The organism is Pseudochelatococcus sp. G4_1912 (assembly GCF_047501465.1).
Classification (GTDB): Bacteria; Pseudomonadota; Alphaproteobacteria; order Rhizobiales; family Beijerinckiaceae; genus Pseudochelatococcus.
On sequence record NZ_JAZDRL010000002.1, the window covers coordinates 1,044,363 to 1,059,170 of the forward strand.

At 51.9% G+C, this 14,808-nt stretch carries 10 protein-coding genes; 2 read left to right on the plus strand and 8 right to left on the minus strand.

Annotated elements, in window-relative coordinates:
• Window positions 1-137: 137 nt before the first annotated feature.
• Window positions 138-1,673, minus strand: a complete 1,536-nt coding sequence (gadC, locus tag VRZ32_RS12020) for a glutamate:gamma-aminobutyrate antiporter (RefSeq protein ID WP_414525958.1) — start codon at window positions 1,671-1,673, stop codon at window positions 138-140.
• A gap of 103 nt (window positions 1,674-1,776) precedes the next feature.
• Window positions 1,777-3,132 (minus strand): glutamate decarboxylase, encoded by a 1,356-nt coding sequence (locus VRZ32_RS12025; RefSeq protein ID WP_414526208.1) that lies wholly within the window; start codon window positions 3,130-3,132, stop codon window positions 1,777-1,779.
• 691 nt (window positions 3,133-3,823) lie between these two features.
• On the opposite strand from VRZ32_RS12025, the gene aspT reads away from it, so the two are divergent.
• Both aspT and VRZ32_RS12035 read left to right on the plus strand, forming a co-directional pair.
• Complete coding sequence (aspT, locus tag VRZ32_RS12030; protein WP_414525959.1) at window positions 3,824-5,515, plus strand: aspartate-alanine antiporter; 1,692 nt, start codon at window positions 3,824-3,826, stop codon at window positions 5,513-5,515.
• Window positions 5,516-5,537: 22 nt separating this feature from the next.
• Window positions 5,538-6,908, plus strand: coding sequence for an amino acid permease (locus VRZ32_RS12035; protein WP_414525960.1), 1,371 nt, complete (start codon window positions 5,538-5,540; stop codon window positions 6,906-6,908).
• Between the two features lie 13 nt (window positions 6,909-6,921).
• Here the strand turns inward: VRZ32_RS12035 and clcA are convergent, their stop codons facing one another.
• The 6 genes from clcA to nhaA form a co-directional block, all read right to left on the minus strand.
• Entirely contained in the window at window positions 6,922-8,220 is a 1,299-nt protein-coding gene (gene clcA / locus VRZ32_RS12040) for a H(+)/Cl(-) exchange transporter ClcA (RefSeq protein ID WP_414525961.1), read from the minus strand.
• Between the two features lie 203 nt (window positions 8,221-8,423).
• Window positions 8,424-9,731: a solute carrier family 23 protein gene (locus tag VRZ32_RS12045; RefSeq protein ID WP_414525962.1), complete on the minus strand. Its 1,308-nt coding sequence runs from the start codon at window positions 9,729-9,731 to the stop codon at window positions 8,424-8,426.
• A gap of 210 nt (window positions 9,732-9,941) precedes the next feature.
• Complete coding sequence (locus VRZ32_RS12050; RefSeq protein ID WP_414525963.1) at window positions 9,942-10,313, minus strand: tetratricopeptide repeat protein; 372 nt, start codon at window positions 10,311-10,313, stop codon at window positions 9,942-9,944.
• Between the two features lie 169 nt (window positions 10,314-10,482).
• The gene (locus tag VRZ32_RS12055; protein WP_414525964.1) at window positions 10,483-12,279 is read right to left on the minus strand and encodes an ABC transporter ATP-binding protein; all 1,797 of its coding nucleotides are present in this window, start codon (window positions 12,277-12,279) and stop codon (window positions 10,483-10,485) included.
• A 349-nt stretch (window positions 12,280-12,628) separates the two neighbouring features.
• Entirely contained in the window at window positions 12,629-13,366 is a 738-nt protein-coding gene (locus tag VRZ32_RS12060; RefSeq protein ID WP_414525965.1) for a HesA/MoeB/ThiF family protein, read from the minus strand.
• 60 nt (window positions 13,367-13,426) lie between these two features.
• Entirely contained in the window at window positions 13,427-14,791 is a 1,365-nt protein-coding gene (gene nhaA / locus VRZ32_RS12065; protein ID WP_414525966.1) for a Na+/H+ antiporter NhaA, read from the minus strand.
• Window positions 14,792-14,808: the final 17 nt, after the last annotated feature.

The window sequence follows — 14,808 nt, forward strand, 5'->3', positions numbered from 1 at the left end:
ATCCCACGAGGGCTGCACGTTGCTTATGATGCCAGTGGTCACATATTTGACGCTACTCTGGAAGTGTCGATGCTCGGTTTAGCCTGGTACTTTTAAAGTAGGGCCGCTCCTTTCAAAGCGGCCCCACCGATTTTTAGTTACGAGGCGCCACTATCCGGAATGATATGATGCGTAGCACGCGCCACTGGACGGATGGAAAAGTGGCCAGCCGGCGCATTCTCGGAAGTGATCGGAATGAGCGTTGCATTCATCTTCTTGCCGCGCTTGTCATGCAAGGCGTAGATGATAAACGGAATCGAAAGCACGATTACAAAGCTCACCACCAGCAGCATCACGTAGGCTTCGTTGCTTTCGCCACCAGGCAGGCCGCTTGGCGGAAAGAATGAAATGACAAATGCAAGCAGTGAGATGATAAAGCCAACCATTGGCACGAGAATACGGAAGCCCGTACCGCCCGGTATCCGGAATGAGCGCTTCTTATCCTGATGCTTCAGCACAAGGTTGATGTAGCCAAGGAACAGCAGGAAGTAGGTGATCAGATAGAGCACCACTGTCAGCGCCATTGCGATCAGAAACGACATATTACCGCCGCCGCTGGAGTTGGTGAACACAACCAACGCCACCGAGGTGATGATCAACTGGAAAATCACCATTGAAACAGGCACACCAGCCTTGTTCACCTTGGCGGCAACAGCCGGCAGAATGCCATTGCGTGCGGTGACGTACATTCCGCGCGATGGCCCCGTGATCCAGGAGGCAATCTCCGCCAATACACCCAGCGCCAGCAATGCCGCGATGAGGCGCACAGCCCATTCAAGATCTGCACCATGGCTCATGATGAGAACCTGGAAGGTCTGCACAACACCGGCACTCAGGTTGATCTCGCTGTGCGGAATGACTGATGCGACCGAAAGCCCCCCAATGGAGCTTAAACCAATCGCAGCAATCATCAGCAGGAACATGGCCATTGGATAATCGCGGCCAGGGTTTTTCATCTCGTTGACGTGGGTCGCAGAAGCTTCAACGCCCATGTAGCTCAGGATGAAAGCCACGAAAACAACCATCGTGCCGATCTTGGTAAAATCAGGGAAGAAGGTCTCTGCATTGAAGGCGATCTGCAACTCCGCGCCGCTTACCACATGAATGACAGCAAGTGCCATCAAAATGAGTGCTGGCAAGAGAATGCCGAAGAAGAAGCCGAGCTTTGCAATCTGCGCCGTATATTTCGTACCGCCAAACTGCGTGAAAGCTAGCACCCACAAAACAACCAGCGCGCCAATCGTCTTGGTCATGGGGTCATTGTTAAGTGCGGGCCACGACAGGATGTATGACAGTGATCCCAGCACGAAATACAGCATCGGAATAAAGCCGATAGCGATCTGCAGGTATGCAAACGAGATTGCCGCGAACCCCCAGCGCTCACCAAGTGTATTCGAAACCCAGGCGAAGACACCGCCTTCTTCCCAACCCTCAACAGTTGCCATTTCTGCCGCGCACAGGCCGACAGGGATGAACCAGAGCAAGCCGCCCAGCAGTAGGAAGAATACAAGACTAAAGCCGGAAGTGGCGAATGTGGGATATTCATAAACGGCCATCACCATTGAAGCGGTAATGGCAAAAAAACCTAGCAATGTTAGCTGCTTGGCTGATGGAGTTGCATTGCTGCTTGCCACAGAGATTCTCCTGTCTGCTTATGCGGCGACATGTTTAAGCGCCCCTGCGAGAGCGCGACGTATCACGCTCTCAAGGTTTTGAAGCCTTATTTTACGAGGGAAATCAGGCGTGGTTGAAACCGCCAGCTTCCTCGTCCGTCAGGGGATTAACGACTGGATGCTTCTCGAAGAATTCAAGCGACCGCTTGATGTCATCCATCAGCAGGCATGCAAGATCCCGGCTCACGCCGTGGCGCACCAGAATACGCTGCACAACGAGATCCTCGCGGTTTGCAGGCATGGAATATGCCGGCACTTGCCAGCCGCGGCTGCGCAGCCTGTCCGCCAGATCATAAAGCGTATAACCGCCGATGCCCTTGGCATCCTTCAGCTTCCAGCACATGGCCGGAATGCCTTCCTTGCTGTTGCCATCAAAGATGATCTCGAAAGGACCGAGCTTGCCGATTTCTTTTGAGAGATACAGTGCTGTATCATAGCAGGCGTTCTGGATCTTTGCGTATCCCTCGCGCCCAAGACGCAGGAAGTTATAGTATTGCGCAATCACCTGTCCGCCGGGACGTGAGAAATTTAGCGCGAACGTTGGCATGTTGCCGCCAAGATAATTGACGTTGAAAATCAAATCTTCTGGCAGATCCTTTGCCTCACGCCAAACAACCCAGCCCACGCCCAGAGGCGCCAAACCAAACTTGTGGCCGGAAGAGTTGATTGACTTCACACGTGGCAGACGGAAATCCCACGGAAGGTCTGGTGCACAGAATGGGGCAAGGAATCCGCCACTGGCGCCATCGACGTGGATTGGAATGTCGAGGCCTTTTTCTTTCTGCAGCTTGTCGAGAGCATCGTGCACAGCCTTCACCGGCTCATATTGTCCCGTGAAGGTAACGCCCAGGGTAGGCACAACGCCGATGGTATTTTCGTCCACGCGCTTGATGACTTCTTCCGCATTCATGATGTAGCGGTCACCATCAAGTGGGATCTCGCGCAGTTCCACATCGAAATAGCGGGCGAATTTGTGCCAGCATATCTGCACGGGACCGCAGATGAGGTTGGGTTTATCAGTTGGCAGGCCTGCAGCCTGACGCTTTTTGCGCCACTGCCACTTCAGGGCCAAACCGCCAAGCATTGCAGCTTCTGACGATCCCACGGTTGAACAACCCAGCGTATTTTCCGCATCTGGCGAGTTCCACAGATCCGCAATCATGCGCACGCACCGTGCTTCGATCTCGGCTGTTTGCGGATATTCGTCCTTGTCGATCATGTTCTTATCGATGGACAGCTCCATCAGATCATGAATCTCTTCATCGACCCATGTCTGACAGAAGGTAGCAAGGTTCTGCCGCGAATTGCCATCGAGCATCAACTCATCACGTACCGCTGCAAACACATTGTGTGGGTCTCTTTCCTTTACAGGAAATTTCGACTTCTCCAATGATGTCCCTAAATCACCTGAAGCATAGATATCATCGAGTGGACTGAGTTTTGGGGGCTTAGAAGATGCTGATGTCACTGTTTCACTCCCATCAAGATGAAGCACCAAAAGCGATGCCTTCACTGATATTCATAAGTATACAACTAGCGATGGCATTATCTGCGCTGATCCAGGCTTTCACTTGTGCTGCAAATGAATGATCGATTGGCAAGGACAACTTGGCCTCTCTTGCGCAGGTATGGCGTTCTCTATGTTGATGATTGCAGTATTCTCTTATTATACCGCTATCAATCAACAGGTGTCACATCTGTCATCGCATTGGCATATTTTACAGCATTTCCAATACATTATAGACCGCATCGGAAGCTGAAGCATTAAGCCTTCACTTGCAGCAAGCGTCAAGCCATAAAATTATAATATTTTGTTGAGTGATATTTTGTGCGTTTCATGAATTTAAAATAATTCAATGAAATATTTAAATGTAGCATGTTGTATTTTAAAGTTTATGGGATTGTTTTCTAATAAATGCGCGACCCGCTGCAGTATGCTGCAACCTATGGTTGGTTATTGTTTGATGTTGATGCCTTTCTGAAGTCTTTTTCATTCCAGCTTATCGCGCTGGTAGACCAAGTTCATGCATTATGTTAGCGAGCTTAGCACTAGTCAGCTGCATTCCTCGCCAAATTGGGCTCACGGCCTCGCATCCGATTGGAGAAGACATTTGTTTATATGGGATTGGTTTGTCACGACGCTGCGGGAGAATCCCGAGATTGCGCTATTTCTCGCTGTCGCGATTGGCTATCCGCTTGGCATTCTGCAGTTTAAAAGCTTCAGCCTGGGTACTGTTACAACCACGCTTCTGGTGGGCATCCTGATTGGGCAGCTTGATATTCCAATTGCGCGCGATATTGCGAATGTCTTCTTTCTTTTGTTTCTTTTTGCGGTGGGCTACAGCGTCGGCCCGCAATTTGTGCGTGGTATTGCGCGCGATGGCATTCCGCAAGCTTTGTTTGCAACGGTTGTCAGCCTGCTGTTTCTCAGCACAGCCTGGTTGGTAACGCGCATCGCCGGATATAACATTGGCTATGGTGCGGGGCTTTTTGCCGGAGGGGCGACTATTTCGTCAGCGCTGGGGCTTGCGACGAACGCTATTGGCCGACTGAATCTTTCAGCAAATGAAATACATGGGCTGGTTGCTGCCGTATCAACGGCCTTTGCCATGACGTACATCTACGGCACGGTTGGCTCTACGCTCATCGTGGGGCAGCTGGGACGCAGGCTACTGGGCATCGATCTGCCAGTTGCCTGCAAGCAATATGCGATCAAGATGGGCGGTGTGGATGATGACCGGGGCACGTTCTGGCATCATTACATCATCCGTGCCTATGAATTATCGAAAGTCGCCCCGCAAGTTGGCAAAACGGTTGCCGAGGTTGAGGCCAGCATCCCGCATTTGCGCGTTTTCATAGATCGTATTCGCCGCAATGGGCAAATCATCAATGCAGATGAAACCACCGTGCTGCAAGAAGGCGATATTATCGGCGCGGCAGGTGCACGCGGTGCGCTCCATAACCTGTTTGCGATTGGCGTTGAGGAGAAGGATGACGCAGACCTGCTTGATGTACCCGATCAGGGCATGGATGTTCTGGTCACCAAGCGCGCTTTTGATGGCAAGACTTTGGGTGAGCTGGCGCATCTCGACATCACACGCGGCATTTTTCTAAACCGCATTCGCCGAGGCGCGACAGGATCTGAAATTCCGATACTGGCGCAAACAGTTCTGCATCGGGGCGACGTACTGACAGTATCGGGCAGACCGCAGCGCATACGTGAGGCGCTGGATGCTGTTGGGCGTGCGGATTTCTCCACCAAGCAAACTGATATAACATTTCTGTTCATCGCCATTGTGCTTGGTGCAATCTTCGGCGCACCCTTGATTACCATTGGCTCAATGCCGCTGACCTTATCAATTGCTGGTGGTGTATTGGTTGCCGGTATTGTAGCAGGCTGGTTGCGATCCGTGCATCCTACCTTCGGCAATATTCCACCCTCGGTGGTCTGGTTTATGAATGTGGTGGGACTGAACACCTTTATTGGCGTCATCGGCATTGCATCTGGCCCCAGCTTTGTTGCTGGTGTTCAGGAGGTCGGCATGAGTCTGTTTCTGTGGGGAATTGTCGTTACCAGTGTGCCTGTAATCCTGGCGCTTTACATCGGCAAGTACATCTTCCGCTTCGATAACGCGCTTGTATTGGGATGTTGCGCCGGTGCGTGTATTGCAACGCCAGCTCTCACTATGATTACGGATGAAGCAGGTAGTCAGGTGCCAGTGTTGGGCTATACCGTCACTTACGCGGTTTCCAACACGCTGCTGACTGTTGGCGGCATTCTCATTGTTATGCTGCTCTCCTGAATATTGGCTTGAAAGGTAATTAATGTCTGCGAATAATGCGGCTCCATTGGCGCGCCGTCTGAAGAACCGCCATATCCAGATGATTGCGCTGGGTGGTGCAATTGGAACTGGCTTGTTCTACGGTTCAGCTGCATCAATCCAGTTGGTGGGGCCGGGTATTATTCTGTCCTATCTGATGGGCGGAGCAGTTATTTATCTGATCATGCGAATGCTTGGCGAGATGTCTGCGCAAGAGCCTGTCTCAGGTGCTTTCAGCTATTTCGCATTCAAATACTGGGGCGAGTTTCCCGGCTTTCTTGCTGGCTGGAACTATTGGATGCTCTACGTTCTGGTTTCGATGGCAGAACTTACCGTCGTTGGTATTTACGTGGCCTATTGGTTTCCCGATATTCCATCCTGGATGACATCGCTGGCGGTTCTCATGATTGTCACCGTCATAAACCTGAAGAACGTTCGTTTTTTTGGCGAGATGGAGTTCTGGTTCGCGATTATCAAGGTCGCTGCTGTTATCGGCATGATTGTGCTCGGTATTGTTCTGATCGTGCTTGATCTTGGAGGCCCTACTGTCAGCGTGAGCAATCTATGGGAATATGGTGGTTTCCTGCCCCATGGAGCATGGGGGCTTGTTCTGTCGCTTGCTGTTGTAATGTTTTCATTTGGTGGGACTGAATTGATCGGCATCACGGCTGGCGAAGCTGAAGAGCCGCGCAAGAGCATTCCCCGTGCCATCAAGCAGGTCATGTGGCGCATACTGCTTTTCTATATTGGCTCGCTTGCTGTTCTCATGATCATTTTTCCATGGAACAAGATTGGTATGGAGGGCAGTCCATTTGTCACGATATTTTCGAAACTCGGTATAGGGTCGGCGGCGAACATCCTCAATTTCGTTGTCCTGTCAGCCGCTATCTCAGTCTACAACAGCGCTATTTACAGCAATGGCAGAATGCTTTTTAGCCTTGCAGAGCAGGGAAATGCCCCACGTATATTCATGAAGGTCAGCACTAATCAGGTGCCTTATGTGGCCATTCTCTTCTCTTCAGCCTGCACGCTGGGTGCGGTTGTGCTAAATTATTTAATTCCGGGGTCTGCCTTCATGCAGGTGATGGCAATTGCTATTGCCGCAGCTGTGATTACCTGGGGGCTGATCATCCTGATGCATCTGCGGTTTCGCCGTATGCATGCGGCCAGGATAGGAGAGCTTATCTTTCCAGCGCTCTTCTACCCATTTGCTAATTACTTCTGCATTGGCTTCATGATGGTGGTCATGGTTGCGATGACGCAGTTGCCAGATATGAAGATGGCCGTGTTCGCTTTGCCTATCTGGATTGGCGTGCTTTTCGTAAGCTACAAGCTTAAAACCAGAACGGCTGCTTTGCAGCGGGAGGCGTTATAAGCCAAGTGGCCAATCAGTTCGATGGTTTCTGCTCTTCTGCCTCGATTGCAAGGGTGCGCTCAAGCAGCACCTCATAGATCGGCCGCCCGCCTAACCATTGCGCTGCCATATTGGCAAATATGGTTGTCAGCATAATGGGGATCAAAATCTCATAGGCACCCGTTAGCTCAATGACAAGCACCATACCCACCATTGGCGCGCCGATGGTGGCGGCAAATAACCCTCCCATCGCCGAGATGGCGAGTGCAACATGAACGCTGTCTGGCAGGCTGATAAATAGGGATAAGACTGCAGCGAAACATAAGCCAACCGATGCTGCCAATGCCAGAATGGGGGCAAAAATACCGCCTGCGACACCCGTTGAATAGCTCGTCAGGGTCATAATGAAACGCAATAGCGCAATGATTGCCAGAACTCCCAACGGCAGGGAGGCTTTTGCAAGATGGACCGCCAGCAGCTCTCCACCTAAAGTTGCTTCTGGTCGGGCAAACATCAGAACGCCAATGACAAGGCCGATGCAAAGCGGGAAAATGTAAAAAGAAGTGCGTATTCCCAGCTGGCGCACGCTGTCCAGAGACCATACCAGAGATCGATTAAACGCAACACCCAGCACGCCAAGAAGCAAGCCCAACACAATAAATGCGGGGTAGGTAATATAGGGCATAGCCGGAACGGCGAGCTCCATATAGGGCACTTTGCCGGTTAAATATTGTGTCACAATAGCGCTGCTTATTGCGGCGAGGGCCACCGCAATATAGGAACGCGGGCTATAGGGGAATTGCTTTCTTGTCTCCTCAATGATGAAGAGCAGTGCGGCAAGGGGAGCATTAAACGCAGCAGCTAGCCCTGCCGCGCCACCCGCTGCCAGCATGGCGCGCATATCCTTGTCCGGCCAGCGCATAATATCTGATGCTGCCTTGGCAACTGCGGCTCCCATATGAATGGTTGGCCCTTCGCGCCCCAGAACCATTCCTGATCCCAGAGACAGCAGACCACCAAAGAATTTGACCGGTAGAACGCGATACCAGCGCAAGGTGCGCACACCCTCCATGGCGCCTTCGATCTCCTGAACGCCTGATCCGCCAGCTTCTGGCGCAAAACGACGTATAAGCCAAAGGGAGCATACAGCCATAATGGCAGCGATCAGTGCTGCCGAAATGTATAGAGGGGCGCCTGAAAGCTGTAGAGAGTCCTGCAGAAAAACGGGCCAGGTAGTCGTGAGTTTATCGACACTCATATGAAACACAGCACCAATTGCGCCTGCAATCATACCTACGAGTACAGCTATGATATAGTAAATGCCGCTGCTCATCGTGTCCCCTGATTTGGATGCATATCAATTCCAAAGCAACGTTACACAATAATATTTCGATTGGAGAAATGCAGAATACCATTCTGCATGTTCCTCACATGAAAATGCATAAGATGAACATCAGAGGGCTATAGAATGCGATTGAGTGAAACCTGGCGAGGCTCAAACATCACGCCAGGTAACAGTATCATCAGGCTTTTTTATTATTCTGCTACGGCTTCCTGTGCCGGGCTTTTTTCCCTGCGACCAATGCCCAGAAGCTGATAAAGAACAAGTGCGGCAAGGGTCGACGTGCCGATGCCGCCAAGGGAGAAATCACCGATTGTCAGTGTAAAGTCTCCAGCTCCAAAGATTAGCGCTACACCAACGGTGAAGAGATTGCGTGGATCTGCAAAGTCGACTTTGTTTCCAACCCAGATCCGCGTCATCGCAGAGGCAATCAGACCGAAAACCGAGACTGCAAGCCCCGCCAGCACAGGGGCTGGAATGGTTTGCAGGATGGCACCGAACTTGGGCGACATGCCGAGCATAAGTGCAACCATGGCTGCAATCACGAAGACCAGCGTTGAATAAACTTTGGTCATGGCCATAACGCCAATATTTTCGGCATAGGTTGTTACACCAGTGCCACCGCCAGCGCCGGAAATCATTGTAGCCAGACCATCACCAAGAAAGCTACGGCCGATGTAACGGTCCATATTCTGGCCGGTGATCGCACCTAGTGCTTTTATGTGGCCTAGATTTTCAGCAACCAATACGATGGCGACAGGTGCGATCAATGTCATCGCGGGCCAGCTGAACTCAGGCGCGGAGAATTGTGGCAAACCAAACCAGGTCGCTTGGCTAACCGCTGTAAAGTTTATGCCAGGCACCATGCCAAAGCCGTTACCGAAGATGAGTACCAGCAGATAACCAGCAAGCAATGCCAGCAATACCGCTACACGTCTGGTGGCACGTGGGCCGTAGGCTGAGATAACAGCCATGAAAAGTACCGTTAGTAGCGCGATGGTAATGTGCGTGCCCGTACCCTTCAACTGCCCCACAGCCACGGGTGCAAGGTTAAGGCCAATGGCAACGCCTATCGCACCCGTAACTGCAGGCGGCATAAGCTTTTCAACCCACCCCGTGCCAAGGGCCATGACAATCAGGCCTATTACCGAGTAAAGCGCGCCACAAGCAATGATGCCACCGAGGGCAAGGCCGATATTAGGGTTTGGACCGCTGCCCGAATAGCCAGTGGCGGCAATAACTACCGCGATGAAAGCGAAAGATGAGCCAAGATAACTTGGCACCCGACCCGCCGTGAGCAAAAAGAATAAGAGTGTGCCGATGCCAGAGAAAAACACGGCGACATTGGGGTCAAACCCCATGATCAGCGGTGCTACGATGGTGGAGCCGGACATCGCCAGCACATGCTGGATGCCCATCGGCACTGCAGCTGTTATAGGCAGGCGCTCATCAGGCAACACAGTGGCGTTCTTTGTGAGACGCCAGGTTGGGAAATAGGCCATAGATTCTCTCTGGATAACTTACTCGCTAGTAGCCCTTATCCATATTCAGGAATAATTTCCAGTGGCTCTTGGCATTCAAGATGCATTTGTCGAGCGAGAAGGCATTCCTCTCCGTTTCGTCCAGAGTGAAGAGAGATCTAAGCTATAAATATTACATGCTGCTAATAAAGGGAATGTGCATTAATGTTTCTTTCAAGCAGTCTGCGTTGATCAGGCTCCTTGTTCATTTGCGATTGCTTGCAAAATATCTTTAGCCAGTGTGCTGGCCTCTGTATTCTCTCCAATAGAAATTGCATCGTTCAAGACCTTGACAGCCTTGGCAGTTTCGCCTTTTCGAAAGAAGGCCAAACCTAGAAATGTCAGCGCCTTTTCACTGGAACTGAATTTTTTCAGGCGATCAATGGCAGAATCAATATTATTCGTTTTCAGGTCAAGCATTGCTAACCCAATGGCTGCAGCTTCCTGCTCAGGACGTGCAGCTTCAACGCCTTTGAAAATCTTTCGCGCGTTGTCGTCCATATTGCGCATAAGTGCAATAAATCCCAACTCAGCCAGTAATTTGACTTGGTCTGTACGCAACATACGTTGCTCCCTACACTTTAAAACCCTTTTCCTGGATCAATCTCCGAGGTGCGGTGTTCATACCTGAAAATTGTATCATAGCATAACGATTATGCTTACCGATTTTTGGCGACAGCTATTTGCTGTCGCCAAGTATGTCCGTTCTTAAGGCTTTGATGCAAAGAGGTTCTTAGACCACTATACCCTTTGCCAATTCGCTAACCTGGCGTTCGAATAAGGCCCGATAGGTACCGTTGTCACGGGTGAGAAGCGCTTGGTGATTTCCTTCTTCAACCACGTTGCCACGATCGAACACCAGAATGCGATCCATCGCCCGCACCGTTGATAGGCGGTGGGCAATCACGATGGTGGTTCGGCCCTGCATCAGGCGCTCCATCGCTTCTTGAATCAGGGCTTCTGATTCAGAGTCCAGGCTGGATGTTGCTTCGTCCAGAATAAGGATTGGTGCATCAGCCAGAAAGGCTCGCGCAAGAGCAACCCGTTGGCGTTCGCCGCCAGAAAGCTTGATGCCACGTTCGCCCACCAGGGTGCCGTAGCCTTTAGGAAGATGTGCGATAAAATCATGCGCATTGGCAAGCCGTGCAGCATGTTCGATCTCCGCCATTGAAGCGTTTGGCCGGCCATAGGCGATGTTTTCCTCCAATGAACGGTGGAACAGCACGGGTTCCTGCTGCACGATGGCGATTTGTGCGCGTAGGCTTACCTGTGTTGCTTTGGCGATATCCTGCCCATCAATGGTAATGCACCCTTCCGTCACATCATAAAGCCGCTGTATCAATTTGACGAACGTCGTTTTCCCTGAGCCTGAATGACCAACAAGGCCAACCTTTTCTCCCGCAGCGATGGTCAGCGAGAAATCGCGATAAAGCGGCTTCTCATGGCCATGGTAATGGAAGGTGACATCCTCAAACGCGATTGCCCCATCGGTGACATGTATAGGAATAGCGCCGTCATGATCAGCCACGCCAAAGGGGAGGGCGTGCATGGCAACCAGCTCTTCCATGTCATTGACGGAGCGCTGCAAGTTCTGCAGGTAAAAACCCACATCACGCAGATAACCATGCACGATGGCATAGCTGGTGAGCACAAATGTGACATCGCCCGCTGTTGCCTGACCGCGGGACCACAACCAGATCACCAGGCCAATAACGGCAGCTTGCAACGTAATCAGAATGCTTTCTTGCGTTGTGCCGGATATCGTACCGCGTATCCAGGTGCGACGCGTGCGCATGCGCCATTTGCTTATGGTGCGCGTTAAACGTTCGTCCTCCCGTGCCTCTGCGCCGAAAGCCTTAACCACGGGATTGCACGAGATAGCATCCGCCAGCACTCCACCAAGCTTTGTATCCCAACTGTTGGCCAACCGCGCTGCTGGTGCAACAAACCGCAGTGAGAGTGTTGCAGCTACCGCAACATAAATCATACCGCCAATGAGCACGATAGCGCCCATCACTGGCCAGCGCCATGCAAGCAGTGCCGTGGCGCCGATAAGCACAACAAGAGAAGGCAGCAATGCAATCAGCAATGTATCCGTCAGTGCATCAAGCGCCCACATGCCGCGTGTAATCTTGCGTACGGTTGAGCCCGCGAAGTTATTGGCATGCCAATCCGTGGAGAAACGCTGCAGGCGCGCAAATGCATCGCTTGCAACATTCGCCATGGTTCGCAGTGTCAGGCGGGTAATGCCGAGAAAGCCGAAGAATCGGAGCGCTGTAGTGAACGCGCCAAGCGCTGCGATTGCTACCAGTGCTGTCCATGCAATGTGTGAGGTAGCGGAGTTTGCTTCTGCAATTGCATCAACAAGCTGACCGGCAAACACGGGCACAAAAAGGCTGGCGATTGTGCCGCCCATCATGGTCGCTAATACAATGCATAGCGTTAGAGGTTGATGCCTCCAAAGACGGAAGGTGAAGGTGAGAACAGCCCGGAACGGCTCTGGCCGTCCAGTTGAGTGATGAGCAGACATGAAAACACTTCGGCTCCAAAGCAGCCGATCCCAAATTGAGCGAAGTCAGCGCATACGTGGCGCGTTCGCATAAACCGTGATGAAGAAGGAAAAATCTGAACCTGCAAGAAGCAGGGAGCCAGCCAATCCGCGCTACAGCGGAAACGGCTCGGAGAGAGCGACGGTAATCATGTATTTCATCCAGCCCTCCCTATCTTGAGCAGCACTTATAATAATATGCCATATTGCACTGCAACACGCAAGAGTTAGCCGGATCTTTCGTTTCGTAAATATTGAGTAATTATTATAAGATATTGATATAAAAGAAAAATTAAAAATACTTATGCCTTCGGACGGCTAATGTCATTTATTAGTATCGCAGTGTCTCAAAGCGCATCGTCAGTGTGTCGATCACAAGAAGTTTGCCGACGAGGCTATCACCAAAGCCTACGATAGCGCGAATGACCTCCAGCGCCATCATGCTGCCGACGATACCGGGAAGCGCGCCTAGCACTCCTGCTTCTTCGCATGTCGGTGTCGTACCGGGCGCGGGAGGTTCGGGAAATAGTGTGCGGTAGGATGGGTAGGGACGGCCATCTGGTGCTGTCTCGAAGGGGCGCAGCGTGGTGAGCGATGCATCAAACTGTCCCATTGCACCAGCAATCAGCGGCTTTTTCTCAGCGTGACAGATGTCTGCCACAAGATAGCGGGTGGCGAAGTTATCCGAGCCATCGGCAATAACGTCATAAGCCCGGATGATGTCCGGCGCGTTGCTGGCATCAAGACGCAGGGTGTGACAGGCCACTTCAACATGGGGGTTAAGATGGTGGATCGCAGCTTTGGCGCTTTCTGTTTTCAGGCGGCCGATATCGGATGTGCCGTGGATTATCTGCCGCTGCAAGTTGGAGAGAGAGACCATGTCATCATCGACAATGCCGAGTTTGCCAACGCCCGCTGCCGCTAGATACGACAGAACAGGTGCACCAAGACCGCCCGCGCCGATGACGAGCACGCGCGCGCGCTTTAATTTTGTCTGTCCTGGTCCACCAATATCGCGCATGACGATATGGCGGGCATAGCGTTCTATTTCATCGTCAGAGAAGCTCATTTTGGCTTTATAGTCTCATAACGTTTGACTTGCCAGTCTTGCCACTAAAGCGCAGCCAGCTTAAATATTTTTCCGGCTAAGCCGGGCGCTTACCAGTCCGTAGCAGAGGCCGAAGCTGGCTGCGAGAACTGATGCAATCAGCACGCCCAGCTTTGCCGCGCCAAGCAGATTGGGGTCGGTAAAAGCGAGATTGGCGACGAAGATTGACATCGTGAAGCCAATGCCACCTAACAAGCCAATTAACAATATGCCCCGCCAGTTGGTCTGCGCTGGCAGTTTGCAAAAGCCTGTGCGTACGGCAATCCAGCTAGCAAGCATCACACCTAATGGTTTGCCAACGACTAGCCCCGCAATGACACCCAGCATTATGCTGGTGCCGCCGGGAATTGTGAGATTGATATCCTGCAGGGTGATGCCAGCATTCGCGAGCGCGAACAGGGGCATAATGCCGAAGGCCACCCATGGGTGCAGCGCCTGAACAACGCGTGTAACAGGTGAGACCAGTTCGCGTTGTGCAAGCCGTAATTCTTTTAATGGTTGCGCTAGCTCGGCTTCGGTTCTTTGGTTCCCCGGGGTGCCATGGATGCGTTTTGCCACCTCGCTGATGGCGCGGATAGCGGTGTCGATCGGCCGATCGATACTGCGTCCTGGCAGCACAGGCGTCATCATACCCAGCACGACACCTGCCAGGGTAGGGTGAGCACCACTCTCCATCAAGCCCAGCCAAATTGCAAAGCCCGGCGCGACATAAGCCCATGCATTGCCGATGCCGACCATTTGCAGACTTAGAACGGCCGCAACACCCGTGAAGGCAACAAACAGCCCGTATGTATCAATGCCACCCGAATAAAACAGCGCAATGATCAGAATGGCGATGACATCATCGATAATCGCCAATGCCAGCAGCAGGATGCGAATGTTGTTAGGTACTGATTTTCCCAACAACGCCAGAACACCTACTGCAAAAGCGATATCGGTTGCTGCAGGCACGGCCCAGCCATTGCGCACCACGGGTTCATGGTTGAAGGAAAGAAAGATAAGCGCCGGCACAATGACACCGCCAATTGCCGCGAAGATGGGCAGAGTGGCTTGTCGTACATTTGATAAAGCGCCGTCATATAATTCGCGACGGATCTCCATGCCTACGACCAGGAAGAATACCGTCATCAGCGCATCATTGACCCAGAAATGCAGACTGCGCGAAAATGTGAATTCGCCAATGCCGATGCTGATCGGCGTGTGCCATAAGGCGTGGTAGCTAGGGGCGAAAGACGAATTAGCCCAAATTAATGCGATAGCAGCTGCAAATAGCAGGATAATGCCGCTGATGGCTTCAATATGGAAAAACGATTCCAATGCCCGGAAGGCGCGTCGTGTCGCGTATTGAATCCGGGTTGGTGATCGATTTTGGCGGGGTTGTGTCATCTCAAGAAACTCCCCGC

Excerpts from the sequence above, each read along its gene's own strand:
- VRZ32_RS12035 (WP_414525960.1), top strand. The coding sequence starts at position 5,538 with ATGTCTGCGAATAATGCGGCTCCATTGGCGCGCCGTCTGAAGAACCGC.
- clcA (WP_414525961.1), bottom strand. The coding sequence starts at position 8,220 with ATGAGCAGCGGCATTTACTATATCATAGCTGTACTCGTAGGTATGATT.
- VRZ32_RS12045 (WP_414525962.1), bottom strand. The coding sequence starts at position 9,731 with ATGGCCTATTTCCCAACCTGGCGTCTCACAAAGAACGCCACTGTGTTG.
- VRZ32_RS12050 (WP_414525963.1), bottom strand. The coding sequence starts at position 10,313 with ATGTTGCGTACAGACCAAGTCAAATTACTGGCTGAGTTGGGATTTATT.
- VRZ32_RS12055 (WP_414525964.1), bottom strand. The coding sequence starts at position 12,279 with ATGTCTGCTCATCACTCAACTGGACGGCCAGAGCCGTTCCGGGCTGTT.
- VRZ32_RS12060 (WP_414525965.1), bottom strand. The coding sequence starts at position 13,366 with ATGAGCTTCTCTGACGATGAAATAGAACGCTATGCCCGCCATATCGTC.
- nhaA (WP_414525966.1), bottom strand. The coding sequence starts at position 14,791 with ATGACACAACCCCGCCAAAATCGATCACCAACCCGGATTCAATACGCG.